Annotated in this window: 33 protein-coding genes; 29 read left to right on the top strand and 4 right to left on the bottom strand. The window is 62.3% G+C overall.

Annotated features, from left to right (window positions below):
• Positions 1-459, bottom strand: a 459-nt coding sequence (locus tag E7681_RS18330; RefSeq protein WP_136340712.1) for a LexA family transcriptional regulator, incomplete at its 3' end; no start/stop codon positions are given.
• 108 nt (positions 460-567) lie between these two features.
• Between E7681_RS18330 and E7681_RS18325 the strand changes: the two genes are divergently transcribed.
• The 18 genes from E7681_RS18325 (at position 568) to E7681_RS18240 (ending at position 13,970) form a co-directional block, all read left to right on the top strand.
• Positions 568-1,251, top strand: a complete 684-nt coding sequence (locus E7681_RS18325; RefSeq protein WP_136340711.1) for a hypothetical protein — start codon at positions 568-570, stop codon at positions 1,249-1,251.
• A 198-nt stretch (positions 1,252-1,449) separates the two neighbouring features.
• Positions 1,450-1,659, top strand: coding sequence for a helix-turn-helix transcriptional regulator (locus E7681_RS18320; protein ID WP_136340710.1), 210 nt, complete (start codon positions 1,450-1,452; stop codon positions 1,657-1,659).
• Positions 1,659-1,964: a hypothetical protein gene (locus tag E7681_RS18315; RefSeq protein ID WP_136340709.1), complete on the top strand. Its 306-nt coding sequence runs from the start codon at positions 1,659-1,661 to the stop codon at positions 1,962-1,964. Before E7681_RS18320 ends, E7681_RS18315 begins: the two co-directional genes overlap by 1 nt.
• Positions 1,965-1,985: 21 nt before the next feature.
• Positions 1,986-2,474, top strand: coding sequence for a hypothetical protein (locus E7681_RS18310; protein WP_136340708.1), 489 nt, complete (start codon positions 1,986-1,988; stop codon positions 2,472-2,474).
• On the top strand, positions 2,471-3,304 hold the full coding sequence (locus tag E7681_RS18305) for a hypothetical protein (protein WP_136340707.1): 834 nt from the start codon (positions 2,471-2,473) through the stop codon (positions 3,302-3,304). Before E7681_RS18310 ends, E7681_RS18305 begins: the two co-directional genes overlap by 4 nt.
• Positions 3,282-3,776, top strand: a complete 495-nt coding sequence (locus E7681_RS18300) for a hypothetical protein (protein ID WP_136340706.1) — start codon at positions 3,282-3,284, stop codon at positions 3,774-3,776. The genes E7681_RS18305 and E7681_RS18300 overlap by 23 nt, the downstream gene beginning before the upstream one ends.
• Positions 3,773-3,976: a hypothetical protein gene (locus tag E7681_RS18295; RefSeq protein WP_136340705.1), complete on the top strand. Its 204-nt coding sequence runs from the start codon at positions 3,773-3,775 to the stop codon at positions 3,974-3,976. Before E7681_RS18300 ends, E7681_RS18295 begins: the two co-directional genes overlap by 4 nt.
• A complete protein-coding gene (locus E7681_RS18290) occupies positions 3,976-4,722 on the top strand; it encodes an ATP-binding protein (protein ID WP_136340704.1) in 747 nt (248 codons plus the stop codon). The genes E7681_RS18295 and E7681_RS18290 overlap by 1 nt, the downstream gene beginning before the upstream one ends.
• Before the next feature lie 21 nt (positions 4,723-4,743).
• Entirely contained in the window at positions 4,744-5,244 is a 501-nt protein-coding gene (locus E7681_RS18285) for a DUF669 domain-containing protein (RefSeq protein ID WP_136340703.1), read from the top strand.
• Positions 5,245-5,309: 65 nt separating this feature from the next.
• Positions 5,310-5,672 (top strand): hypothetical protein, encoded by a 363-nt coding sequence (locus E7681_RS18280; RefSeq protein WP_211089829.1) that lies wholly within the window; start codon positions 5,310-5,312, stop codon positions 5,670-5,672.
• Positions 5,672-6,616, top strand: coding sequence for a PDDEXK family nuclease (locus E7681_RS18275; protein WP_136340702.1), 945 nt, complete (start codon positions 5,672-5,674; stop codon positions 6,614-6,616). The genes E7681_RS18280 and E7681_RS18275 overlap by 1 nt, the downstream gene beginning before the upstream one ends.
• Entirely contained in the window at positions 6,610-8,346 is a 1,737-nt protein-coding gene (locus tag E7681_RS18270; protein WP_136340701.1) for a DEAD/DEAH box helicase, read from the top strand. The genes E7681_RS18275 and E7681_RS18270 overlap by 7 nt, the downstream gene beginning before the upstream one ends.
• Positions 8,343-8,567, top strand: coding sequence for a DUF6511 domain-containing protein (locus E7681_RS18265; protein ID WP_136340700.1), 225 nt, complete (start codon positions 8,343-8,345; stop codon positions 8,565-8,567). The genes E7681_RS18270 and E7681_RS18265 overlap by 4 nt, the downstream gene beginning before the upstream one ends.
• Positions 8,567-10,891: a PriCT-2 domain-containing protein gene (locus E7681_RS18260; protein ID WP_136340699.1), complete on the top strand. Its 2,325-nt coding sequence runs from the start codon at positions 8,567-8,569 to the stop codon at positions 10,889-10,891. Before E7681_RS18265 ends, E7681_RS18260 begins: the two co-directional genes overlap by 1 nt.
• Before the next feature lie 348 nt (positions 10,892-11,239).
• Complete coding sequence (locus tag E7681_RS18255; RefSeq protein ID WP_136340698.1) at positions 11,240-11,728, top strand: crossover junction endodeoxyribonuclease RuvC; 489 nt, start codon at positions 11,240-11,242, stop codon at positions 11,726-11,728.
• Entirely contained in the window at positions 11,725-11,925 is a 201-nt protein-coding gene (locus E7681_RS18250) for a hypothetical protein (RefSeq protein WP_136340697.1), read from the top strand. Before E7681_RS18255 ends, E7681_RS18250 begins: the two co-directional genes overlap by 4 nt.
• Positions 11,918-12,304 carry a DUF6362 family protein gene (locus tag E7681_RS18245; protein WP_136340696.1) on the top strand — a complete coding sequence of 129 codons (387 nt, stop codon included), beginning with the start codon at positions 11,918-11,920 and terminating at the stop codon, positions 12,302-12,304. Before E7681_RS18250 ends, E7681_RS18245 begins: the two co-directional genes overlap by 8 nt.
• Positions 12,305-12,725: 421 nt before the next feature.
• Positions 12,726-13,970 carry a DNA modification methylase gene (locus tag E7681_RS18240; RefSeq protein WP_136340695.1) on the top strand — a complete coding sequence of 415 codons (1,245 nt, stop codon included), beginning with the start codon at positions 12,726-12,728 and terminating at the stop codon, positions 13,968-13,970.
• 213 nt (positions 13,971-14,183) lie between these two features.
• Here E7681_RS18240 and E7681_RS18235 read toward each other — a convergent pair whose 3' ends face one another.
• Entirely contained in the window at positions 14,184-14,453 is a 270-nt protein-coding gene (locus tag E7681_RS18235) for a hypothetical protein (RefSeq protein ID WP_136340694.1), read from the bottom strand.
• Between the two features lie 180 nt (positions 14,454-14,633).
• On the opposite strand from E7681_RS18235, the gene E7681_RS19210 reads away from it, so the two are divergent.
• The 10 genes from E7681_RS19210 to E7681_RS18190 are packed head-to-tail and all read left to right on the top strand — an operon-like array spanning position 14,634 to position 23,272.
• Positions 14,634-15,167 carry a terminase small subunit, Nu1 gene (locus tag E7681_RS19210; RefSeq protein ID WP_246032545.1) on the top strand — a complete coding sequence of 178 codons (534 nt, stop codon included), beginning with the start codon at positions 14,634-14,636 and terminating at the stop codon, positions 15,165-15,167.
• Complete coding sequence (locus E7681_RS19380) at positions 15,082-15,591, top strand: phage terminase large subunit family protein (protein WP_342777077.1); 510 nt, start codon at positions 15,082-15,084, stop codon at positions 15,589-15,591. Before E7681_RS19210 ends, E7681_RS19380 begins: the two co-directional genes overlap by 86 nt.
• Positions 15,548-18,211: a phage terminase large subunit family protein gene (locus E7681_RS19200; RefSeq protein WP_246032544.1), complete on the top strand. Its 2,664-nt coding sequence runs from the start codon at positions 15,548-15,550 to the stop codon at positions 18,209-18,211. The genes E7681_RS19380 and E7681_RS19200 overlap by 44 nt, the downstream gene beginning before the upstream one ends.
• Entirely contained in the window at positions 18,208-18,435 is a 228-nt protein-coding gene (locus E7681_RS18220; protein ID WP_136340692.1) for a phage head-tail joining protein, read from the top strand. The genes E7681_RS19200 and E7681_RS18220 overlap by 4 nt, the downstream gene beginning before the upstream one ends.
• Before the next feature lie 5 nt (positions 18,436-18,440).
• Positions 18,441-19,946 carry a phage portal protein gene (locus tag E7681_RS18215; RefSeq protein WP_246032543.1) on the top strand — a complete coding sequence of 502 codons (1,506 nt, stop codon included), beginning with the start codon at positions 18,441-18,443 and terminating at the stop codon, positions 19,944-19,946.
• A gap of 4 nt (positions 19,947-19,950) precedes the next feature.
• Positions 19,951-20,931, top strand: a complete 981-nt coding sequence (locus E7681_RS18210; protein ID WP_136340691.1) for a head maturation protease, ClpP-related — start codon at positions 19,951-19,953, stop codon at positions 20,929-20,931.
• Positions 20,932-20,937: 6 nt separating this feature from the next.
• Positions 20,938-21,309: a head decoration protein gene (locus E7681_RS18205; protein WP_136340690.1), complete on the top strand. Its 372-nt coding sequence runs from the start codon at positions 20,938-20,940 to the stop codon at positions 21,307-21,309.
• Positions 21,310-21,333: 24 nt separating this feature from the next.
• Positions 21,334-22,347 (top strand): major capsid protein, encoded by a 1,014-nt coding sequence (locus tag E7681_RS18200; RefSeq protein ID WP_136340689.1) that lies wholly within the window; start codon positions 21,334-21,336, stop codon positions 22,345-22,347.
• Complete coding sequence (locus tag E7681_RS18195; RefSeq protein ID WP_136340688.1) at positions 22,347-22,658, top strand: head-tail joining protein; 312 nt, start codon at positions 22,347-22,349, stop codon at positions 22,656-22,658. Before E7681_RS18200 ends, E7681_RS18195 begins: the two co-directional genes overlap by 1 nt.
• A complete protein-coding gene (locus E7681_RS18190; RefSeq protein ID WP_136340687.1) occupies positions 22,655-23,272 on the top strand; it encodes a DUF6441 family protein in 618 nt (205 codons plus the stop codon). The genes E7681_RS18195 and E7681_RS18190 overlap by 4 nt, the downstream gene beginning before the upstream one ends.
• 28 nt (positions 23,273-23,300) lie before the next feature.
• Here the strand turns inward: E7681_RS18190 and E7681_RS18185 are convergent, their stop codons facing one another.
• Positions 23,301-24,248 carry a serine/threonine-protein kinase gene (locus E7681_RS18185; protein ID WP_168733251.1) on the bottom strand — a complete coding sequence of 316 codons (948 nt, stop codon included), beginning with the start codon at positions 24,246-24,248 and terminating at the stop codon, positions 23,301-23,303.
• 139 nt (positions 24,249-24,387) lie between these two features.
• Between E7681_RS18185 and E7681_RS18180 the strand changes: the two genes are divergently transcribed.
• A complete protein-coding gene (locus E7681_RS18180; RefSeq protein ID WP_136340685.1) occupies positions 24,388-24,804 on the top strand; it encodes an acyl-CoA transferase in 417 nt (138 codons plus the stop codon).
• 22 nt (positions 24,805-24,826) lie between these two features.
• Here the strand turns inward: E7681_RS18180 and E7681_RS18175 are convergent, their stop codons facing one another.
• Positions 24,827-25,033 carry a hypothetical protein gene (locus tag E7681_RS18175; RefSeq protein WP_136340684.1) on the bottom strand — a complete coding sequence of 69 codons (207 nt, stop codon included), beginning with the start codon at positions 25,031-25,033 and terminating at the stop codon, positions 24,827-24,829.
• Between the last annotated feature and the right edge of the window lie 73 nt (positions 25,034-25,106).

The raw sequence follows: 25,106 nt of genomic DNA, 5'->3' as shown, positions 1-25,106 counted from the left end.
GGTATCGCCGTCAAAAAGCGTCGGTTCCATGCTGTCGCCTTCCACCTTCATGATGCGCAGTTGGGAGGGCGAGGCTCTCAGGCTTTGTTTGATCCAGGATTTCCGGAAGTGGTAGGCGCGACCCGGCTCATCATACTCTTCGAGTGCCACGGAACCGCCACCCATGGACGGGCGCACTGGAGCCTGCGCGATCGGCACGAAGGTTTCTTCGGGGTTTTCCAAGAAAGGGGAGGGACCCTCGATGTCCCCGATGCCGTGGATCAGCCAATCCACCTCGACTTTCAGGACGCGCGCGACCTCCATCAGCCGATCCAGACCGGGCCGGGAGGAGCGGCCTCGCAGGATGTCGTAAACGAAGGAGCGATTGACCCCGGCCATCTCCGCAACATGCGCGGGGCTGAGCCCAAGCTGGTCGGCGCGCGCCTGAAGTCGGTCGGCCAAACTATGATGCGAGGTCATCTTATCCCCATCCGGTTGTGGATATAATAGGATAAGACATGATTGATATGGGATCGTCAAGGCGATAGAACAATAATGGAACATTCGGGGTGGGAGTCGGAAGTAATCATGCGGATTGAGAAGGAGTATTATTCGCTGCCAGAGATCCTTCGGCGCTGGTCCATTGATGAAGACGATCTGATCTACCTCGCAGAGAACAACCAGGTCCGTTTGTCCATTCGGGTCTTCAATCAACTCCTTGAGTTTGGTGACTATGACGCTGACGTCGACGAGGCGCGGTTTCGGGTGCCTTATGAGGAGAGGGTGTTCAGTGGCCTTCTCGATCTGCACGCTTGCGACGTCTTCCACCTGTTCCGTTGCGGGGAAGCCCATCTGAATGAGTTCCGCCATGATCGCTGCGGTTACGCGGCTTTTCCAGAAACACATGCACCGCAATATGTTGTTATTGGTGACCTTCTGATGCGCCGCCATGAGCGGGATCGCTATGAAATCAAATCAGGATTTCACACGGGCGACGGGCGGACGCCAGAGCAGGGGTTGATCTTTACTGTTGGTTATCGCGAAGTGCGAAGCCGGGGATTTTGCTTCCAGCTTGGCGCCATCCAGGCTGAAGTTGTGCGGGTGCTCCATGCCGCGGCCGAAGCGGGACAGCCTTGGCAGAACGGGAAGACCATTCTTGCGGCGGCAGGGTCTCGTAGCCTGAAGATGGTGGATGTCTTCAAGTCCAAACCACAGTGGCGCGAACTGATTCAGTCCGACGGGCGCGGGAACTACCGTTTGCGCTGCGAGTAAAAAGCGTCCTCCCGTGCATGCTGCGGGATGGGTGCGGGATCAGCTGGGGGATGGGTGCCGGATGCCCATCCCCCAGTGCGTTTCAGGGCTCTGATTTTACTAAGCGTCTTTATCCGGCACCGCATCCCGCTCCAATCCCGACGACATCCCACACCGGCGTTTTGCATTGTCTCCTGGTAACCAAGACAGGAGACCACGATGCAGTCAAAACTCTGCCTCACTCAAAAGGAGTTGGCCCGACGCTGGGCAATCTCACATCGCACGCTTGAGCGGTGGCGCTGGACCGGCGAAGGCCCCGATTATCTGAAACTCGGCGGTCGGGTGATCTACCGGATTGAAGACATCACGGCCTTTGAGGCTGCGGCTTTACGCAGGAGCAACGCCTCACAAAGCGCACAGGTGTCGTGATGGCTTCGCAGATCCGCGACGACATTGCCTTTTACGCCTGGGTCTCGCTGGCAGATCCGGGTGCGGCCGTCAGCTATCACCGGGGGTTTCTGGCGGTGGACAAGGGCTCGCTCATGTCGCGCCTCACGCCCTCCCAGCAGGCCAAGTTGAGCGGCATCGCGGATGCCGCTTGGCGCGCCTCCGAGCAAAAGCTGGTGCACCTCGTCCAGGAACGCCTCGGCCCGGATCTCTTTGAATACCGCGCCATCGCCCGGCCGAAGCCGCCCTCACAGTCCATCCCCGAACGGCTGATTGCGGCCAACTAATCCCATTTGAAAGGAGCCCCTATGGCTTTCCCCGAAAATACCCCGAGCGTGGATGACATGCTTAATATGCCGGTTATAGAACTGGCTCTCATGCCGCCAAGCCTGCTTGCGGCCGTGCAAGCAGAAATCGATGTCGCCACCGACCGCATGAAGGCGGTGACAGAGCGGTTCGCGCTCGCACTTGAGGTCCGCTATTCAACACGAGCCTCTGAGTGCCGTCATCACGAAGGCAAGGACACTGGCACCATCCGGTTCGAGGATGACGGCGTCACCGTCGTCGCGGACTTGCCCAAACGCATCGATTGGGACCAAGCCAAGCTGGCCCAAATCGCTGAGAACATCGCCTCGGCAGGCGAAGACCCGGCGGAGTTCATCGAGACCAAGTTGTCGGTGTCCGAGCGCAAATTCGGCGCTTTGCCGGAAAGCTGGCGCAAGGGCTTCGAGCCTGCGCGCACGGTCCGCACCGGCAAGCCGAAGTTCCGCCTCGTGCTGAACGGAGGTGCGTCGTGACGGCACTTCTTCCTATCCCCCAGGGCGATCCGAGCCTTCCCGGCTTGATTGATCGTGCCGCGACCATGCTTTCGAATGCGAAGACCTCGGCGGAAGTTCTTGAAGCCCGTGAGGCCGCAGGGCTTGCCTACGATGTCGCAAAGCGTGCCGCGCGCCTCAGCCGTGCCAAGTCTGCGCATGATGATCTGATTGCGGCGGCCCATCGCGCCCAGGCTGATGCGTTGGAAATCGAGGCCGCTGCCAAACGCCGCCTCGCCGATGAATACGACGCCGCGCAGGCGCGTGGCGACGTTGCGGGCCACGGCCGGAGTAAGGTTGAACCTGCCAACGTTACGACAGCCGCCGATCTCGGCCTCCGTCGCGACCAAATCCACGATGCGCGTCTGATCCGTGATGCTGAACAGGCTGATCCGGGCATCGTACGCCGCACCCTCGACGAGAAACTGGAACGTGGTGAGGAACCAACACGCTCCGCGGTTCGCCGCGCGGCAGAGGATCGCCTGCAACGCTCTCTCGATCGGCTGCAGCGCATCCAGGAAAGCGTTCGGCAACTCGAAGAGAACCGCCCGCCACCGCTGACGCCCGAGATGCGGGCCCGCCAGATCGCGGTGTTTGGAACCCCAGAGGATCGCGCCATTCACGAGCGCTTGGTCGAGATCGTCGAACGTATCGATGAACAGCCTAGCCCGGCGGAAGCGGTGCGCCGCATTCCACCAGCCTCGCGGCACGCCGTGGAGATCGCGCCCATGCGGCGTGCAGCGGCCTGGCTCACCGACTTCACCACCCTTTACGAACAGGAGGTCCAAAATGGGACATATGCGACTGAATGATGTTGTCGGCGAGATCGTCGGCGAAGTGATCGCGGGACGCGCGATCAACAAGCGGCAAGCTGCGGTAAACCGCTGGGACGATATCGATGCGGATGGCCAATATCTGGCCGGTATCGATGGCGTAGTCGCGCGGATCGACACCCGTGCCCGCCGCCTCAAACTCAAGGCCGAGCAGTCTTCGGCGCCGGACCAAGCGGCGTTACCGTTCCAACTCCCGGCTGCAGTGGCCATGGATATTGACGGAACGACGCTGGTGGCCACGCGCCAATTGTCCCGAGCCGAATTCGAACGCGCCATCGCCATCCGCCGGATGCAGATCGCGAACGACCAACATGCCCTGCGGGAATGGCGCAACGCGTTACGCCAGGCGGATCAGTTCTGGGCGGAAAACCCGGACTGGAGCTTTGGCGAATGCCTTGACGCGATCTTGGCCAAGGGCGGCACCCCGCTCGGTGGGGAGGCTGTGCAATGACCACGCGTCCTCTCAACCCCAGCAATCCGACTGACGACCCTGTTCTCCTTGATGAAATGCGGCGCGCGATGCGGCGTCAGGCCTTCGAACACCGCGCGGAAGCCGACCGGCTCGATGCGCTCTACGCGGCTATCGCCGGCGAAAAGACAACCGCCGCGGCGACGATTTCCAACGACAAACCTGACATGGGAGAGTTTTGATGGCGATTTCCCTCGCATCCCTGCGCACGACATCGGCGCTGACGCCACCGCGCATTCTGATCCACGGCGTGGCCGGGGTCGGCAAATCCACTTTCGCGGCCGCTGCGGACCGGCCGGTGTTCATTATGACCGAGGACGGGCTTGGCAAACTGCAGGTGCCGCACTTTCCGCTGGCAACAAGTTATGCGGAGGTGGCTGAAGCCCTTGATGCGCTGCTGAAGGAGGACCATGATTTTGGCTCCGTGGTGATCGACAGCATCGACTGGCTCGAGCCGCTCATTTGGGCTGAGACCTGCAAGCGCAACGGCTGGGCCTCGATTGAGGCGCCGGGGTTCGGCAAGGGCTACGCCGAAGCGCTGAATGTCTGGCGCGAATATCTCGACAAGCTCAACGCGCTGCGCGACCGCAAGGGCATGGTGGTCATCCAGATCGCCCATACTGACATCAAGCGTTTCGACAGCCCCGAGCACGAGCCCTACGACCGCTATGTGATCAAGCTGCAGACCCGCGCCTCGGCGCTGCTGCAGGAGCATTCAGACGTCGTGCTCTTCGCCAACTACCAGATCTCGGTCGCCAAATCCGATGTCGGATTCAACAAGAAGGTGACCCGGGCGCTCGGGTCCGGTGCGCGCGTCATGCACACCGAAGAGCGCCCCGCCTTCCTCGCCAAGAACCGTTACGGCCTGCCGGACACCCTGCCGCTTGAGTGGTCAGAGTTCCTCGCGGCCATGCCCCAACCTGAATGATTGCCTTGAAAGGATAAGACCATGGCACGTTTTGACACCTCCTTTGACGCCACTAGCGTCGAACCCACCACCGCCTATGAGCTGCTGCCCGCCGGCAAATACCGCGCCCAGATCGTCGAGAGCGAGATGCGCGTCACCAAGAACGGCATGGGGCAGTTTCTCTGGCTGATGCTCGACATCCTCGAGGGCGAGCACAAGGGTCGGAAGATCTTCGACCAGCTGAACCTCGTGAACCCGAACCCGACCACGGTCGAAATCGCACAGCGCACGCTTTCGGCGATCTGCCACGCCACGGGCCGGATGCATGTCAGCGACAGCGAGGAGTTGCACCTGATCCCGATGACGATCCAAGTGAAGATCCGCCCGCCGAAGAACGGCTACGGCGAGAGCAACGCGATTGCCTATCTGCTGCCTGAAAAGGGCGCAGCCTCGGCTACCCGCCCGGCGAAGCCTGCCTCTGACCCGGCTGGATCTGCGGTGCCGCCCAAAATGGCCTCCGCACCCTGGAACAAGAAAGGCTGAGCCTTCGCGCCGCCCTGACCTGTTGACGACCGGGGCGGCGCCCAACCCCACCTGAGGACACCCCCATGACTGACATGACCAACGCAGCCCTTGCGGCTGCGAACAGCCCCGGCTTGCCTGATGACAAGCGCCGGTTGATCGAACTCGACGATGCCATTGCCAAGATCCGCACTCAGATCGCGACGGCCGATCTTGCCCGGCAGCGCGGCCAGAAGCCCATCGACCCGGACTGGTTCCACCGGGCCCGCACGGCACTCCGGCACCTCAGCCGCGAACGCGCGGAACTCTTGGCCCAAGGTACGGGCCGCCGCCGCCGCGAGAAGCTCAAGGACGCGCTGATCGGTGTGCTGCGCGAACGCCATGACCCCGAAACCTGGAGCGGCATTCTGGCCGAGGCACAGGCCCGCAGTGAACGGGAGGGTTTGTGATGGCCGAGTTGCCCTGCGCCCCCACACCGACGTTGACAGCGATTTATGCCGATTATGAGGCTCGCCAGGGCGATGGGTTCCGCGACCACCTCGGCGCCTCGATCATCGGCAAATCCTGCGCACGCGCACTCTGGTATGATTTCCGCTGGGTCACACCTGCGCGCCACTCCGGTCGCCTGTTGCGCCTCTTCGAGACAGGCCAGCTGGAAGAGGACCGTCTCGTACGCAATTTGCGCGCCACCGGGGCGACCGTGCTCGAGGTAGATCCCGAGACCGGTCGCCAGTTCCGGGTCGAGGCCCATGGCGGCCATTTCGGCGGCTCGCTTGATGGCGTGGCTATCGGCATCCTCGAGGCCCCGAAGACCTGGCATGTGCTCGAGTTCAAGACCCATGGGGTCAAGAGCTTCTCTGAGCTGACTGCCAAGGGTGTTGTTTTGGCCAAGCCCCAGCACGCTGCGCAGATGCAGATCTACATGCATCTGACGGGGATCACCCGCGCGCTGTATGTGGCAGTCTGCAAGGACACCGACGCGCTGCATATCGAGCGCACCGAGGCCGACAGCGCCATGGCCGAGCGCCTGCTGGAAAAAGCCGGGCGCATCATCTTCGCCCAGCATCCGCCCACGCGGATCAGCGAGGACCCGGCCTGGTTCGAATGCCGGTTCTGCGATCACCATGCCGCCTGCCACGAGGGCGGTGGGGCGGCCGTAACATGCCGGTCCTGTTTGCATTCCACCCCAATTGAGGGCGGCTGGCACTGCGCTCGGCACGACCGAATGCTGGCACCCGCCGAACAGCGCGCCGCCTGCAACCGCCACCTTTTCATCCCCGATCTCGTTCCGGGCGAGGTCATCGATGCGGGCGACGATATCGTCACCTACCGCATGGCCGATGGCTCGACCTGGATCAATGACGCCCGTTCCCTGGAGGCCGCGCCATGCTGACCCTGCGCCCCTATCAACAGGCCGCGATCACCTCGATCTACGGCTATTTCCAGAACCATAAAGGCAACCCGCTGGTGGTCATCCCGACCGCTGGGGGCAAGAGCTTGGTGATGGCCGCCTTCATCGAGGGCGTGCTGAAGGCATGGCCCGACCAGCGCATCCTGATCGTGACCCATGTCCGCGAGCTGATCGCCCAGAACCATGCCGAGATGATCGGGCTCTGGCCCGAGGCGCCTGCCGGGATCTACTCGGCGGGCCTCGGCAAGCGCGAGGCACAGGCCCGCATTCTCTTCGCAGGCATCCAGTCGATCCACCGCCGCGCGGCTGAAATCGGCCACACGGATCTCGTGCTGATCGATGAGGCCCATCTCATCCCTGGCAATTCCAGCACCATGTACCGCCGGTTTCTGGATGGTCTGACCCGCATCAATCCGGCACTCAAGGTGATCGGGCTCACCGCCACGCCATTCCGGGTCGATAGTGGCATGTTGCACGAGGGCAAGAACGCGCTCTTCACCGACATCGCCTATGAGGCCCCGGTCCGCGCGCTGATCGATGCGGGTTATCTGAGCCCGCTTGTGTCGAAACAGCCCGCCACGCGGCTGGATGTCTCGAAGGTCGGCACCCGTGCGGGCGATTACATCCAGCGCGATCTGGCTGCCGCTGTCGATCAGGAGGCCATCACGCGGGCCGCCGTGACCGAGATCATCGCGCACGGTCGTGACCGGAAATCCTGGCTGGCCTTCTGCTCGGGCGTCGAGCATGCGCGTCATGTCGCCGAAGAGTTTGCCCGCCAAGGCATCAGCTGCCGCACGATCTTCGGCGACACGCCAAAGGACGAGCGGGATGCCATCATCGCCGCCTTCAGGCGCGGAGAAATCCGCGCGCTGGCTTCGATGGGCGTGCTGACCACCGGCTTCAACGCGCCTGGGGTCGATCTCATTGCGCTCCTGCGCCCCACGAAGTCCGCGGGGCTCTATGTGCAGATGGTGGGCCGCGGCACGCGCCTCGCGCCGGGCAAGGAAAACTGCCTGGTCCTCGATTTTGCCGGCAATGTCCGCCGCCATGGGCCGATCGATCTGGTGCGGCCCCGGCGGCCTGGCGAGGCCGGTGGCGGTGAGGCCCCGACCAAGCTCTGCCCCGAATGCGACAGCATCATCGCGCTATCGGCGGCGGAATGCCCGGACTGCGGCTACGTCTTCCCGGCCCGTGAGGTCAAAATCGCGCCGACGGCGGCAACACTTCCGGTCCTATCGCCGAAATTGCAATGGTTGCCCGTCCACGGCGTCTCCTACAGCCGCCACGACAAGCTGGGTGGGCAGCCCTCGCTGAAAGTCACCTATAGCTGCGGGATCAAATCCTACAGTGAGTGGGTCTGCATCGAGCATCAGGGCTATGCGCGCCAGAAGGCGGCTGAGTGGTGGCGCAAGCGCGCCCCCGGCTGTCCGGTGCCGCTCAGCGTGGATGAGGCCATTTTGCAGGCCCAAGAGCTGATGCGCCCCAGCGCAATCTCGGTACGCCCCGCGGGCCGCTATGTCGAAGTCTCCGGCTACAGGTTTGATCCATGCGCCAAAGTTCCCCCGGCCTTTGCGCCGTCTGCCACCGGCAACCTCGCGGGTTTGGCTGGTTCGACCGGAATTTCCGGGTCTCGGACCCGCGCCGCGATGCCAGCCGCAAGTACCTCTGCAGCCGGACCTGCCAAGACATCTGCCACGGGAGGAAGGGCATGATCGATCCCACCCCAAATGAGATGCAGGCGATGACTGTCGGCGGCCAGATGGGCGGCGAGTATCTCGAAAGCATCGGCAAGTCCGATCTCGCCACCCTTACTGAGACCGAGTGGGACCGCTTCATCGATGCGGTTGTCACTGGATATTGCGACCACTTGCGCGAGCTGGCGGGCCACGACCGCACACGCCTCGACGCCATGACCCCCGAGGTGCCCTTCTGATGACCGATACATCCTTCATGGCGCGCTTCGGCGCGCGGCTTGTGACCAATGGCTATGCCATCCTGCCGATCGGCCCGGGCACGAAGAAGCCTGGCCGTTTCCAGCGTGGGGCATGGGCGGATTATCCCGAATGGAACCGCCATGCGGAACGCGGCACCACCGAGGTCGAGGTGGCCACTTGGTCGTCTTGGCCAGATTGCGGCGTCGGGATAGTCGGCGGCGCTGTCGCGGCAGTTGATATCGACATCAAAGATGACGCTGCCCTTGCCTTGCGGATTGAACAGCTGGCCCGCAAACGCCTCGGTGACACACCCGCCCTGCGCATTGGCCGGGCGCCTAAGCGCATGCTGGTCTATCGCACGGCCGCGCCGTTTCGAGGTATCAAGCGCCACCCGCTGGAGGTGCTCTGCCTCGGTCAGCAGTTCGTGGCCTATGCCAATCATCCGGACACGGGCGCACCCTATGCTTGGCCCGAGGAGGGGCTGGCGGACATCGACATCGCCGATTTGCCGGAAATCACGACTGAGGCTGCCACCGCTTTCCTCGACGAGGCCTATGCACTGTTGCCAGAGGCCCTGCGGCAGCGCGGGCTGGCTTTTAATGCACCAGCCGGTGACATCGCGCGTAGCCACAGCCAGATCGGAACCTTGCCCGCCATCGAAGCGGCGCTCGCCTGGCTGCCCAATGCCGAGTTGGACTACGACAGCTGGATGCGGGTCGGCATGGCCCTGAAAGGGGCGCTCGGCGAGGCCGGGGCCGATCTCTTTGCGGATTGGTCAGCGCAGGCGGCCAAGGATGTGCCCGCGACCACGATGAAGGCCTGGGCCAGCTTCAAGCCCGACCGGATCGGGGCGGGCACGATCTACCATCTCGCTATGGAACGTGGATGGCAGCCTGAACCCGACCTTCGGCTGGATGGCAGCCTGCCGGAGCACGGGGATCATCCTGCGGCGGGGATGCTGGCGAGGCTGGATGTGGCTGCAACCGTGTCATCCGCAATTCCAGCCGCACCGTCGTTCTCGCTGGCCATCCCTGACGGATTGGTGGGAGATCTCACGGATTACATGCTGACCACGGCCCGGCGCCCGCAGCCACTCCTGGCATTGGGGGCCAGCCTTTGCGCTATCGGTGCGCTGATGGGTCGGAACTACCGCACCGAAAGCAACCTGCGCTCGAACCTCTATGTCGTTGGCATCGCCGACAGCGGATCGGGCAAGAACCACGCCCGAGAAATCATCAACGAGACCTTCTTCGAGGCGGGGCTCGCGCACCATCTTGGCGGCAACAAGATCGCGTCCGGCGCGGGGCTTCTGACCGCGCTGCATCGTCAACCAGCCATCCTATTCCAGATCGACGAGTTCGGCATGTTCCTGTCGGCGGCGGCCGACCGCAAGCGCAGCCCGCGCCACATTACCGAAATCCTCGACAACATGACCGAGCTTTACACCTCGGCCGGCGGAATTTTCCTCGGGGCGGAATATGCCAACCGCGATGGCACCAACGAGCGGCGCGACATCAACCAGCCCTGCCTCTGCGTCTATGGCACGACGACGCCATTGCACTTCTGGGGCGCGCTGCAGGGAGCGAATGTGGTCGATGGCTCACTGGCGCGCTTCCTGATCTTGCCCAGCGATGAGGACTACCCCGATGAAAACATCGCGGTGGGCATCCGGCAGGCCCCGCCGGCGCTGATCCAAGGGCTGCAGTTGATCGCGGCCGGTGGAGGCGTCCCAATGGGCAATCTTGCTGGCAAGACCGCCGATCAGAACACTGCCGTGAACCCGATGATCGTGCCGATGACCGAGGAGGCTCGCGCCCGGTTCCGCCAGCTCAGCATCGAGCTGACTGAGGAATTGCGCGCCGCCGCTGGCACGGCCTTCACGGCCATCCTCGCCCGCATCGGGGAAAACGCCCTGAAGCTTGCGCTCATCGTGGCGGTTGGGCGTGATCCAGCACGGCCCGAGATCGAGATCACGGCGGCGGAGTGGGCCATCGCCTTTGTGCGGCATTATGCAAAGCGCACCATGGAAGCGGTCGAGCGGCACGTCGCGGACACCGAGACCGAGGCCCACCTGAAGCGGCTGAAGGAGATCATCCGCGCGTCAGGGGCCAAGGGCATCACCAAGTCCGAGATCACCCGGGCCTCGCAGTGGCTGAAATCCCGTGACCGCGATGAGATCCTGCTCACCCTGATCGAGAGCGGGGACATCACCACCGGTATGCGTGGGTCGTCGACGAGACAGGCCATGGTCTATCGCATGGCCCATTGGGGTGGCCCCTGGCGGGATGCTTCAGGGCGTAAAATCATGCAGAAGGAAGTTTGATCATGCTCAAGCACATGAGAATAATGGAGAAAGGAGGAACCCTCACGTCCTTCAATCTTTCAAGAGGACACCTTATCCTCTACGCGTGTACGCGCGCGCGGTTTAATAAAAGAATGACTAACCCCTATAACTATATAATAATATGAATTATATATATTATATATGTGTGCCAATGGGTTAGCATGGGGAAAGCTTCAGGCTGCCTATTTGAAACACCAGAAAGATCTGCCGGGCGGCCCGCTCGCCCTGCGCCTGACATGACCAGACCACCCTTCGGGGCCTGGCGAGACCGCAGCCTTCACCGGCCAGCCCTCTCGCCACGCTCGCCCAAGCGAAGAGGAGGTCTTGATGACCCAATCCGAAAACACCCCGCGCTGCATTCTGGCGCTCGATCTCGGCACCACCACCGGCTGGGCCATCCGTGGCTATGACGGTTTGATCACGACCGGCACAGCCAGTTTCCGTCCCGGACGTTATGACGGCGGCGGTATGCGCTATCTGCGTTTCACCAACTGGCTGACGGAACTCGACCGGTTGTCCGGGCCCATTGCGGCCATCTGGTTCGAAGAGGTCCGCCGCCATGCCGGAACCGACGCAGCCCATGTTTATGGCGGGCTGATAGCCTCGCTGACGGCCTGGGCTGAACTACGGGGAATCCCGTATCAGGGTGTGCCGGTCGGCACCATTAAACGTCACGCGACTGGACACGGAAACGCGCCCAAGCAAGCCATGATCGCGGCCGCCCGTGCGCGGGGTTACAGCCCGGCTGATGACAACGAGGCCGATGCCATCGCCATCTTGCATTGGGCCCTTGAGACCTGGGGAGGTGTGGCATGAGGTTCACTCCCAAGGGCTATGGCGGCCAGCGCCGCGATCCCGAGCAGGTCAAGCGGGAGGGTTGGCATGAACAGCATGTACTGGCCGTGTCTCTGGACGACCCGCGCCTGACCTGGCCCGAGCGCGAACTCGTCCGTCAGCTTGGCGAAAAGCTCTATGGCAGACTTCCTGCCGCGAGGGAGGTGCGCCATGGCTGATCACATCTGGACCGCTGAGGACGTCGCCGATCATTTTGAGGAAGCGTTCCGCACCCTGCGGAAGCTCCCGCCGGTAAAGGTGCAAGGATACTTCAGCGCATGGCCGCAGATCGTGCGGACCGATCGTGAAATCCTCGCGATGGAGCCTGAGCCCATGCGGGTCTGGCCATCGGCCAGCGCCATCACCCGGTTGGAGCAAACCTTCGATTGGGTGCTGTGGATCGGCGAGGACGAGCGTCGTCTGATCTGGTGGCGCGCTGCCCGGCGTCCATGGAAGGAGATCACCTATGAATTGGGTGTCAATCGCAGTACGGCTTGGCGGCAGCACAAGCTCGCGCTGACCAAGATCGCGACCCGGCTCAATGCTGCAGCTGCATAAAGTGTTGCAACACTTTTGTTTTCGACAGCTGCAACAACTCCATGCTATGTGAAGCATATGATGGGGAGAGTACGTCGCGGAGACGTCTCTCCCCGTTTTCCTAATGGATTTAGGTGGTTCGAAGTGGTGCAAATGGTGACCGGATTACCGAAAAACTATCACCGCTCAAAATTTTTTACATCGTAACCCATTGAAATTGAACGGGTCCCTCCTGTTTGCAACCGTATTCGGGGGGGCGAGGCGCGGCGCTTTCCCAGTCACACCCTAAAAAATACCCGTTTCGTTTCGCTTTGAGTTCAGACGTAACAAAACAAGGGCCTGACGGTCCCTAAAACCCTTTTGAAACGAAATGGCCCCTTTGACCCATTTCGTTTCGCGCGCTGACCCCGTTTCGTTTCGGGCCAAATTCGAGGACATTGTGATGGACGTTGTCGACCTGCCGCTCGAGCAGATCATTCCCTATGCGCGCAACCCGCGGAACAACGCAGAGGCTGTGGCGACGGTCGCAGCGTCAATCCAGGAATTCGGGTGGCGTCAGCCCATCGTGGTGGATGAGGCGATGGTCGTGCTGGCCGGGCACACGCGGCTGGAAGCAGCTCGCAAGCTCGGTTTCAAAACCGCGCCGGTGCATGTCGCCAAAGGGCTGACCGCCAATCAGGCGCGGGCGTTCCGGATCATGGACAATCGATCCAGCGAGAATGCCGAATGGGACACGGACTTGCTGAACCTCGAACTGGCGGACCTGCTGGAGGCGGATTTTGACCTTGGGCTGACCGGCTTCACCGAGGACGAACTGAACGCGCTGATGTCGAGCCTTGATGCGGGCACCGGTCCGCAGGAGGGCGAAGACGAGATCCCGGAAACCCCGGAGGAGCCCATCAGCCGTCCCGGCGATCTCTGGATCTTGGGCAACCATCGGCTGCTCTGTGGCGACAGCACCGTTGCTACGGATGTCGAGCGCTTGCTCGGCACAGTGAAGCCGTTGCTGATGGTCACAGATCCTCCATACGGTGTGGAATATGATCCCAGCTGGCGAAACCAGGCAGGTGCGGCCAAGACCAAGCGCACCGGCAAGGTGCTGAACGATGACCGAGCTGACTGGCGCGAAGCCTGGGCGCTGTTTCCCGGGGATGTCGCATATGTCTGGCACGGTGCGTTGCACGCGGCGACGGTCGCCGAAAGTCTCGAGGTCGCGGGCTTCACCATCCGGTCGCAGATCATCTGGGCCAAGGAGCGGCTCGTTCTGAGCCGGGGCGATTATCACTGGCAGCATGAACCGGCCTGGTACGCCGTGCGCAAATCCGGCAAGGGTCATTGGGCCGGGGATCGCAAGCAGACGACATTGTGGCATATCCCGAACAAGGACCAGGACGCAAAGACGGTGCATGGCACCCAAAAGCCGGTCGAATGTATGCGCCGTCCTATCCTGAATAATTCGAGCCCGGGTCAGGCTGTCTATGAGCCTTTCATGGGATCTGGCACGACATTGATCGCGGCCGAGACCACTGGCCGCGTTTGCTATGGCATCGAACTGAACCCCGCCTACGTTGATGTCGCCGTCCAGCGCTGGCAGAAATTCACCGGGCAACAGGCTGTCCTTAAGAGCAGCGGACAGAGTTTCGATGATCTGAATGACAGGGCGGGTACAAAGCCTGACGCGGGCTAACTAAAAAAGGGCCAGCACGTGGCTGGCCCAGTTCAAGGCAGGTGACGCAGGCGAGCAGGCACTGCGTCAGCAGTTGAGGGCCATACAGGCGAATCCTCGGGATCAACTTTCCGCAAAGCAGTGGGGCGGGCAAGCGAGCGGGACCTGTTGGTGTCCGTGAGTCACCTCAAGGACACAGTGAGGTTCTGACGCCCGACCAGCCCAAGGTGCTGATCAGTTGACGTGTTCGCCTTCCTTGAAGGCGCTGTCGGTGATCTGGCGTAGAAGGCCCGCGTAGTGGTCAAGCGTGCCAACCGTCGCCCAGCCCACCTCTTCGGGGTGGCAGTCGAAATGTTCGTCGCTGAGTGCCTGAAGGCGCGCCAGCATCGCATCGATCTCGGCTTTCTTTGCAATGAAGGCGGCGAGGGCTGCCTCCCGGTTCCGCCGGGCGGTCTCGCTGCGGAGCTGGCTGCGGGCGGACTGTGTCAGGCGGTGGGTGGTCATGGCGGCGGTTCCTTCGGGTGCGTCGTTTTGGTAGGGCCAGCTTCGCTCTGATGTCCCCGCATATCCAGTATAATCGCAGCAATAACATAGCTTTAATCGGAGCATCCGGATCATCTCATGTCATCAGCGAGCCAGCCCATCGGGGTGATTGCAAAGCTCCTGGATCTCTCGGAGCGGCGGGTGCAGCAGCTGAGCCGCGAGGGCGTGATCCCGAAGGCCGAGCGCGGACAATACGACTTGATCGGCTCGGTACGCGGCTATGTTCGCTACCTCCGTGATCAGGCACAGAAAGCACAGGCGGGCGCACCGGATTATGCGGCCGAGCGGGCGCGGTTTATTCGGGCGCGCGCCGACCTTGCCGAGATGGAGGCCGAGGAAAAACGCCGATCGCTGATTGCGGCTGACCAGATCGAGGCCGCGTGGATTGCGGTGCTGGCGCTTCTGAGAACCCGCCTCTTGGCACTGCCTGACCGGCTGGCACCACAAGCCTTTGAACAATCAACCGTCGGAGACACCCGGAACCTGATCCGCGCCGCCATCCGCGAGGTGCTCGATGATCTCGCGCAGCCAGACATTGAATTCGAAACCGATCCTGAGATTGACGGGCTCGCCGATCCTGAAGCGGACGGTGGCAAAAGCGCTGGCCGTGCTGAAACCGCCGCCGGACCTGACGATCAGCGATTGGGCCGATCAGAACCGGCGACTGAGTTCTGAAGCCAGCGCCGAGCCTGGTCAGTGGCGCACGAGCCGCGCCGAATACCAACGTGGGATCATGGAGGCGGTCTCGGATGCCGCCACCGAAACTGTCGTGATCATGTCCAGTTCACAGGTGGGCAAAGCCCTGGCGCTGGATACGCCGCTGGTTACGCCGACCGGCTGGACCACGATGGGCGATGTGCAGGTCGGCGACATTCTTTTTGATGAAACCGGCGCGCCTTGCCGGGTCACTGGCGCCACGGATGTGATGCGCAACCGGCGCTGCTACCGTGTGCGGTTTTCGGACGGAAGCTCGATCATCGCCGATGCCGAACACCTGTGGGCGGTGGACAGCGATACGCCAGTGCGCGCGCAGGACGCGATGAGGGACCTGTTCCATGACGATCCACCGGGCGGTCCTGACGACGAAGGAGATTGCTGAGACAGCCCATTACTTTGGTGCGAAGAAAAGGAACAGATACGCCATCCCGGTAGCTGGGCCGCTTCAACTGCCCGAACAGGCATTGCCAATCCCGCCTTACGCCCTTGGCGTCTGGCTGGGGGACGGCCACAGCTACGGCTCGCAGATCACCTGCCATCAGGATGATCTGGAAATCGCCGATCATCTCCGGGCCTGCGGCATGGAGGTTGAGGTCAAGTCGAAGGACAAACGGGTTCCGCATATCCTGACGCTGAAGCCCACGCTGCCTTGGCCCGACAATATGTGTCGCCGTGGCCACGACATGGATGTGCTGGGCCGCCATGGGAATGGGCAATGCGCGGAATGTGGCCGGCAGTTCGCTATGCAGTGGAAGCACGGCCTTCCCGTTGATCCTATATTGGAAGAAGGAAAGCCGTTTAGCCTGCGCTTGCGGGAGATGGGGCTGGCCAAAGATCGGAAGACGCCAGAAACCGGCAAACACATTCCGCCCGCCTACCTGCGCGCCTCGATTGATCAGCGTCTGGCTCTCCTGCAGGGTCTGATGGACACGGACGGCTATATCGCTGAATGCGGCCGCTGCGAGTTCATCACGGTTCATCCGCGTCTGGCCGAGGGCTTCGGCGAGCTTCTTGCCTCTTTGGGCATCAAGTTCACCGCCGTGGACAAGCAGCCGACGGTTGTAATCGATGGCGAACGGCGTCTTGGTAATCCCGCGACGCGGTTCTCCTTCATGATCTATGACGACACGCCAGTGTTCCGACTGGCAAGGAAGAGCGCGCGTCAGGTCTCGCGCGCGGGGCGGCGGACGACGGAAACCGAGCGGCGCCGCATTGTGGCCGTCGAGCCGGTCGAAAGTGTTCCTGTGCGCTGCATTCAGGTGGACAGCCCGAACCGTTTGTATCTGGCCGGGCGTACCATGATCCCGACGCACAATACGGAAATGCTCAACAACGCTGTTGGCTACCATATCGACCAGGATCCGGCACCGATCATGGTGGTTATGCCGACCGAGCGGGATGCGGAAACCTGGTCGAAGGACCGCTTCTCGCCGATGGCGCGGGACACGCCCTGTTTGCAGGACAAGATCGCCAATCCGAAATCTCGGGATGGCAACAACAAGATCCTGCACAAACGGTTCCCGGGCGGGCATCTGACCATTGTGGGCGCCAATGCGCCCTCGGGGTTGGCGAGCCGCCCGATCCGGTTGCTCTTGTGTGATGAGGTGGACCGCTATCCGTTCAGCGCAGGCGCTGAAGGCGATCCGGTCAACCTCGCCAAAAAGCGCACGGTGACCTTCTGGAACCGCAAGATCGTGCTGGTCTCGACGCCGACGAACAAGGGGGCGAGCCGGATTGAGGCGGCATTCGAGGAAAGTGACCAGCGCCGGTTTTGGGTGCCGTGCCCCGCGTGTGCTCACGAACAAATCCTGACCTGGGGGCAGGTGAAATGGGACAAGGACGAGAACGGCGGCCATCGCCCGGAAACCGCGCGCTACCACTGCGCAGATTGCGACGCCTCCTGGAAGGATGAGACCCGCTGGGCTGCCATCTCCAAGGGTCGCTGGATCGCGGAGGCACCGTTCAACGGGACGGCCGGGTTCCATCTGAACGAGATCTATTCGCCCTGGGTGCGGCTCGAGGCCATGGCCAAGGGGTTCCTGTCCGCGCGCGCCGGTGGGGACGAAACGATGAAAACCTTCGTCAATACCTCGCTTGGCGAGACCTGGATGGAAAGCGGCGAGGCGCCGGACTGGCAGCGGCTGCAGGGGCTGAAGGAGAACTGGCCGGCAGGCACGGTGCCCGAGGCTGGCCTCATCCTGACGGCCGGGGCGGATGTGCAGAAGGACCGGATCGAAGTTGATGTCTGGGCCTGGGGGCGGGGGCTCGAAAGCTGGCTCGTGGATCATGTCGTCATCGGGGGCGGTCCGGGGGAGCCGGCCTGTTGGAGAAAGCTCTCTGACCTGCTTGGTCGCACCTGGCAACATGCCAGCGGCACGCCGATGACCATCGCGCGGCTTGCGATCGATACGGGCTACGAGACAGCCGCGGTCTATGCCTGGGCGCGGCAGGTGGGCTTTGGACAGGTGGCACCCGTCAAAGGCCTTGAAGGCTTTAATCGGGCAAGCCCGGTGACCGGGCCGACGTTTGTCGATGCGACGATCGCGGGCAAGCGTCTTCGCCGCGGGGCGCGGCTTTGGACCATCGCCACCTCCACCTTCAAGGCTGAGACCTATCGTTTCCTGCGGCTCGATCCGCCGGAAACCAGCCCGGTGGATCAGGAGAAGTTCCCTCCCGGCTTTCTCCATCTGCCGGGCTGGGTCGATGCCGAATGGCTGAAGCAGTTGACGGCCGAGCAGCTGGTTACGGTCAAGAACAAGCGCGGCTTCGCCAAACTCGAATGGCAGAAGCTGCGGGAACGGAATGAAGCGCTCGACTGCCGGGTCTATGCCCGTGCGGCCGCTTGGATCCTCGGGGCCGACCGCTGGTCGGATGCGCGGTGGGAGGAATTGGCGGCACAGTTCGCGGTCTCTGATGCCAAGGGCACCGCCTCTGCCGGGGGCCCGCAATCCGCGCGCAAAGCACAGGTGCGCCGCGTTGCGCGGTCAACATATATGGGATGACAGACAATATGGTGGATTTGGCGACACTGAAACTCCGCCGGGAAAGTCTGACAGCACAACGGGCATCCGGCGTGGCCCGCGTCAGCTATGACGGCAAGATGGTGGACTATCGCTCCATCGCGGAGATCGACCGGGCAATCGAGGCGCTCGACCGTGAGATCGCTGCGGCTGAAGGCCGACGAATGGTGCGCCAAGTTCGCATAACAGCGACCAAGGGTCTCTAACCGACATGGCATTGTTCGACATGTTCCGCCGCCCCAAGCCGGGCGGCCCTGAAGCCATGCGCGCGCGCCTCGAGGGGGCGATGGCCAAGCGCCGCTTGCGCGGCTGGAACCCTCCGCTTGAGAATATCAACGCGCTGGTCGCCTCGGGTGGCCCGCGGCTCTTGGCGCGCTCGCGCGAGTTGGTAGTGACCAACGGCTATGCCGCCAATGCCTGCGAGGCTTTCGCGGCCAACCTCGTCGGCGACGGCATCAAACCCTCGTCGCTCATTCGCGATGCCGACTTGCGCGACCAGGTCCAAAAGCTCTGGCTCGCCTGGACGGATGAGGCAGACGCGGATGGCCTGACGGATTTCTACGGCCTGCAGGCCATGGTCGCACGCGAGATGTTTGTCGCGGGCGAATGCTTTGTGCGCCTGCGCCCGCGCCGTGCGGAGGACGGGCTTCTGGTGCCTTTGCAGATGCAGCTTCTCCAGTCGGAGATGCTGCCGTTTGAGAAAACCGAAACGGACCCGAACGGGAACCGCATCCGCTGCGGGATTGAGTTCGACCTGATTGGACGGCGGGTGGCCTATCATTTCCGCCGCCGCCATCCGGGCGACAGCACGGATCAGCGGGTTGCGCTGCCGGACACGGTGCGGGTGCCTGCCGAGGAGGTATTGCACATCTACCGGCCGATCGATGCGGGCCAGATCCGAGGCTTGCCGCATATCGCCCCGGCTATGGTGCGGCTCTTCCTGCTCGATCAATATGACGACGCTGAACTCGACCGCAAAAAGACCGCGGCGATGTTCGCGGGCTTTATTACCAAGACGGCGCCAGAGGACCCGATGATGGGCGAAGGCGAAGCCGATCTCGACGGAGCCGCGATTGCGAGCCTTGAGCCCGGAACGATGCAGGTGCTCCTGCCGGGTGAGGATGTGAAGTTCTCAAGCCCCGCCGATGTCGGCGGCGGATACGAGGCCTTCCAATACCGCACGCTGCTCGCGGTCTCGGCCTCCCTGGGGCTGCCCTATCATCTGGTCACCGGCGATGTCCGGCAGGCGAACTATTCCAGCCTGCGGGCCGAGCTTGTCGAGTTCCGCCGCCGCATCGGGCAGTTGCAGCACGGGGTCATGGCACACCAGCTTTGCCGCTCAATCTGGCGGCGATGGCTTGAAACGGCTGTGCTCTCGGGTGCGCTCAATGCTGATCCTGTCATCGCGCGGCCCGTACAATGGATCCCGCCGCGATGGGACTGGGTCGATCCGTTGAAAGACATCCAAGCCCAAGTGCTCGCGATGGAAGCGGGTCTGACGTCCCGGCGCAAAGTGGTCGAGGCCACGGGTTATGACATCGAAGAGGTCGACCGTGAAAATGCCTCTGATGCCAAACGCGCAGCAGACTTGGGCCTGACCTATCGCGCCAGCCCCGGCGAAACACAGGGGGCAAGGGCCACGCCAACGCGCATTCCAGACCAAAATACCCCCAACGAGGACGGCAGCGGGTCGTCCACGACACCGCAGCAGGAGTAACATCATGAAATCCTGGTACACGATCCGTGCCCGAGCGTCGGGAACGGAAGTCCTGATCTATGACGAAATCGGCGCCTATGGTGTCAGCGCCAAGGGGTTCCTCGCGGAACTGGGCGCGCTGCCCGACGATGCCGCCATTGATCTGCGCCTCAACAGCCCCGGCGGCTCGGTCTTTGACGCGGTGGCGATCTACAATGCGCTGAAACGGCACACGGGCGACATTACCGTCTGGATCGATGGCATCGCGGCTTCGGCGGCCAGCTACATCGCGATGGCAGGTGATACGATCATTATGCCGGAAAACGCTTTCCTGATGATCCACGACCCCTCGGGGTTGGTCATGGGCACGGCCGAGGACATGCGCTCCACCGCCGAGGCGCTCGACAAGGTGAAGGGCAGCCTGATCCAGGGCTATGCCACGAAATCGGGCACGCCGGATGAGGAAATCGCCGCCCTGATGGCGGCAGAGACCTGGCTGGACGCAAAGGACGCGCTGGATCTCGGCTTCATCGACCGCATCGCCGAGCCTGTGAAACTCGCCGCCTCCTTCGATGTGGCACGGTTCCGCAACGCGCCGCCGGAAGTGGTGGAAGCGGCAAGTGAACCCTATGAACCCGCAGCCTCGGAGCCTGAACCCGAGGGTGTTACAGACGCCAACACCCTGCCTGACCCCGAACACCCGGCTGCAGACGCGCCAAGCCATGACGCAAGCGAGCTCACAATGGTCGACACCGCGACCGTCCGCGCCGAAGCCATCGCCCATGCGCGCGCTGTAATCGATCTTTGCCGCCTTGCAGGTCAGCCGCAGATGGCAGGTCGCTTCCTCGAAGAAGACGTGGGTCTCGATGAGGTCCGCAACCGGCTTCTCGCAGCCAAGGCCGAAGCCACCCCCGACATCACCGCTGCCCATGCCCAGCCCGGACGGGCGGTGCCCACCCAATCCTGGGGCGATGTGATCGCCCGAACCTTCAAGACGAAAGGATAAGGCATCATGACGACGCTCACTGAAGGCAAACACGCGGGCGACTTCCTCGTCTGGGAGGTGCTGCGCGATTACACCCGAGAAACCGTCACCATCGCCTCGGGGGCCGGAAAGCTCGAGCCCGGCACGGTGCTGGGCAAGATCACCACCGGCGGAAAATACACAGGGCTCGCACCGGCGGCCACGAACGGCAGCCAGAACGTCGCCGGCATTCTCTGGGCCGGCGTTGACGCATTGTCAGCTGATGCACCGGGCGTCGTCGTGCTGCGCGGCCCCGCCATCGTCAACAGCCACCAGATCGTCTGGCCCGAGGGTGCGACCGAGGCCCAGATCACCGCCGCCACCACGGCTTTGGCCGCGCTTGGCATCATTCTGCGTTAAGCCTGAGAGAGAAAGGACATCCCCATGGCAAACATGGACATCTTCGAGGGCGACGCCTTCAGCATCATCGAGCTCACCCAGGCTCTGGAAAACATCCCCTTCAAACCGGCGATCCTGTCGGGGGCGGGCCTCTTCGGCTCGCGCGGCGTGCGCCAACGCACCGTGATGATCGAAAGTCGCGATGGCACACTATCGTTGATCCCGTTCTCGGAGCGGGGTTCGGCTTATGAACAGCAGATCCCCGAGCGTCGCGACATGCGCGCGTTCGTGTGCCGCCAGTTCAAGAAGCAGGACGTGCTTTGGGCTTCAGAAGTCCAGGCCATCCGCGATTTCGGCTCTGAGACTGCGACCCAGCAGGTGCAGACCGAGGTGGCGCGCAAGATGGCGCGTCTGCGCAACGACGCAGAGGCCACCTTCGAGTTCCACCTGTTCAACGGCATCCAGGGCGTGGTGAAGGACCCAAAGGATGGGGCCACGGTCATCAATTACTATACCGAGTTCGGCATCACGCCTGCGGCCGAGGTCGACTTCGATCTCGACAATGCAAGCCCGGCGTCGGGCGCGCTTCGCAAGCGCTGTCAGGCGCTGATTGAAAGCGTCGAGGATAGTCTTGGCGGCTTGGCCGCAGGTCAGGTGCAGCTGCGCGCCGAATGCGGCTCGGCCTTCTTTGCCGATCTTGTTGCGCACAAGGAGGTGCGCGAGACCTATCTCAACACCGCTGCCGCCGCCGATCTGCGCGGCCGCGTCGGCGAAGAGGTCAGCTTTGGCGGCATCACCTTCCGCCGCTATCGGGGAGGCCTTGGCTTCGGCGTGCCGACCGATAAGGCGTATTTCTACCCTGAAGGTGTCGAGGGGCTCTTCGAGATTTACTACGCGCCGGCCGACACATTCGAGACGGTAAACACGCTGGGTCTGCCGCTCTATGCGCGCATGATCCCCGACCGCGACCGTGACGAATGGGTGCGCCTCGAGATCGAAAGCAACCCGCTGCCGATCTGCACCCGGCCGCAAGTCTTGCGCTCGGCAAAGCGGACCTGATGAATGCCTTCGCTGACGCCCTCAGGGTGCTCTTTCTCGATGCCAATCTCTCGGTCGAGATTTGGCATCGGGACAGCGAGGGGCAGTTCACCCGCGCGCGGGGCATCCTGCGCCGACCTGACGAGATCACCGAGTTCGGCGCGGCGCGGCTTCTTTCGGACAACACCCGTATCGATGTCCGGGTGGCGGATATCCCAGCACCTCGGCCGCAGGAGCAGATCCTGATCGGGGACGAAACCTTTCTGATCCAGGGCGAGCCGCGCCGTGACCGCGAGCGGCTCATTTGGACGATTGAACTGACCCCCGCATGAAATTGGGCCTCGACATCACACCCGACCTCGTCGCCGTGATGGCCGCCGAGATTAAAGCAGGCGAAAAGGCCGTCAGCGCCGCGATGCGGGAAGCCGGAACCGAACTGAAATCCGCTTGGCGCGGGCAGATCACCCAAGCGGGGCTTGGTCGGCGGCTAGCAAATTCGATCCGGAGCCAGACCTATCCAAAGGCTGGTGAAAGCCTGAAAGCCGCAGCGCTGGTCTGGTCGAAGGCCCCGGAGGTTGTCGGGGCGCATGACACGGGCCCGCTGATCCGCTCGAAGGATGGGTTCTGGCTGGCCATACCGACGGCGGCGGCCGGCAAAGGCCTGAAGGGTGGTCGCATCACACCGGGCGAATGGGAACGGCGGCGGGGGCTGCGGCTGCGATTTGTTTATCGGCGCCGGGGGCCAAGCCTCTTGGTGGCCGATGGGCGGTTGAACAGCCGTGGACTGGGCGTTGCATCGCGGTCGAAGACTGGGCGTGGCAAAACAACGGTGCCGATCTTCCTGCTGGTGCCGCAGGTGAAGCTGGCGAAACGGCTTGACTTGGCGCGGGATGCAGAGCGCGCGAAGGCGGCCGTGCCGGGGCTGATCGTGGCGAACTGGAAGTGAAGAGGAGGCGTCCGAACAGCGGGCTTCTTCAACGCATCATGCCAGTCGCCGCCAAGTCAGCTGCACATACATCCGAGTGAATCTGATTCAACCTCTGAAGCAGCTGACCGGCATTTGGTCGCCTTGCTGGATCGGCATTGAGGACCTGTCGGAATAGCGTGTCGAGCCGGGTGTTCGCCGCTCCAACGACTGGCCGGATATCCATTTCTATGTCGTCAGCTACCCCGTTGGCCGGGGGCTTCTGAGGGTTAAATCCGGTGATGGCTCGATACAAAACCAGCCCCAGTTGATAGATGTCGCTAGCAGGTGTGAGAGAGATTTTTTCTCCTCGCGCAATCCTCACAAGCTCCGGTGTCCGATAAAAGAAAGGCATTGCTGCATACGCATTAAACTCCTCAGATAGTTCATTGTCCTCACCCATTAGAACCTTGGCCAGCCCTAGGTCGCCAAGTTTTGCGGCGTGGCCGTCAACAAGAATATTTGCGGGTTTGATGTCTCTGTGAACAATAGGCTGATCGAGCGTATGTAGGTAGTTGACAGCAGAAGCCACGTTATAGGCGTAGCGGATGGCTTCAAGCCGCGAAATTTGAGTGGCGCCTCTACCAATCATTGCTTCGAGGTTTTGCGGCACGTAATCGACCACGGCAAATGGATATTCCCTATCTCCTGAAACATAAGTGCCTTCATCATACACCTTGAGAAGCGCAGGATGATTAAGGCTTCTGTAGTGTCGTATCTCATCGAGAAATCTATTCCGGCGTCGGTCATCGCTGATTTTGTGAAAGACCTTTAACGCAAACTGGATTCCTTGATTTGGGCCGGAGGTGCAAGTGACGAGAAAGGTCGTGCCATTGCCGCCCTTCCCAAGAAATTTCTGGTTCAAGTAGTAAGCACCATCGGCTCGAACCGACTGAAGGTGATTCAGAAAGAAATGATCAAAATGAGGTGCCGCTTCCACTTTTTCTTCAGCGCTCATGTCCTTCAAAACCTCCAGCGTTTCTGTCTGATCCCGAGACCGACATCTCTCTGAGCAGAACGTAGTGAAACTCCAGCCACGACTCCAGTGCAATGACTCATAAGGCGCGACATCGACCACAAGGCCAAGGGATCGAGATATGAGCCTCCGCGAAACCATCCTAACCGCGCTGTACGCGCGACTTTCGGCGCTGCCCGCAACCGCCCTGCGCGGCGAGGTGCTGCCCGAGCGTGTCCCGCCCGATGGCCTGCTGATCCTGCGCGACGGTGAGCCGGGAGAACCCGAAGTAACGCTGTCTCCGCTGACATACCACTACCAGCACCGGGCCGAGATCGAGGCCGTCGTCCAGGGCGCAAACCGCGATGTCGCTTTCGATGCCCTCTGCGCTGAGATCGGCGCAGTTTTTTCTGCCGACCGAACTTTGGGCGGGCTTTGCGACTGGATTGAGGCCGAAGCCCCGCAGCCTGTCGATCTGCCTGTCGAGGGCGCGGCAAGCCTGAAGGCGGCCGTGATCAGGGTGTCCCTGTTCTACTCCACAAGCGATCCGCTTGGATAAGCGCCAACTGGCCGTTCCCCGGCTAAGTGCGCTGTGCGTTGGGATTGTCCCCGAGGAGTAGAAGCAAAAGGCAGGCCAGGATTGGCGAGAACAGCAGGCTCAGGACGACCCAGCCAAAGGCACTACGGCCACGCTTCGTGGCCATTTCTGCAGGAAGCAGGATGTAGATCCACAGTACGATATAAAGGGCTGCCAGCCCGATGATGATGGCGAAAATCGTTTCAAACATGGCAGCTCCTCAAATGCGCGTGTGATCCTAACCCCGGGGGGAAACCCGGGTTCTGTGATGTCACGCGACGCCT

Source organism: Thalassobius vesicularis, from assembly GCF_004799325.1.
GTDB classification, from domain to species: domain Bacteria; phylum Pseudomonadota; class Alphaproteobacteria; order Rhodobacterales; family Rhodobacteraceae; genus Thalassobius; species Thalassobius vesicularis.
The sequence above is the reverse complement of the archived record's forward strand: the minus strand, read 5'-3'. Positions and strand labels throughout refer to the sequence as shown.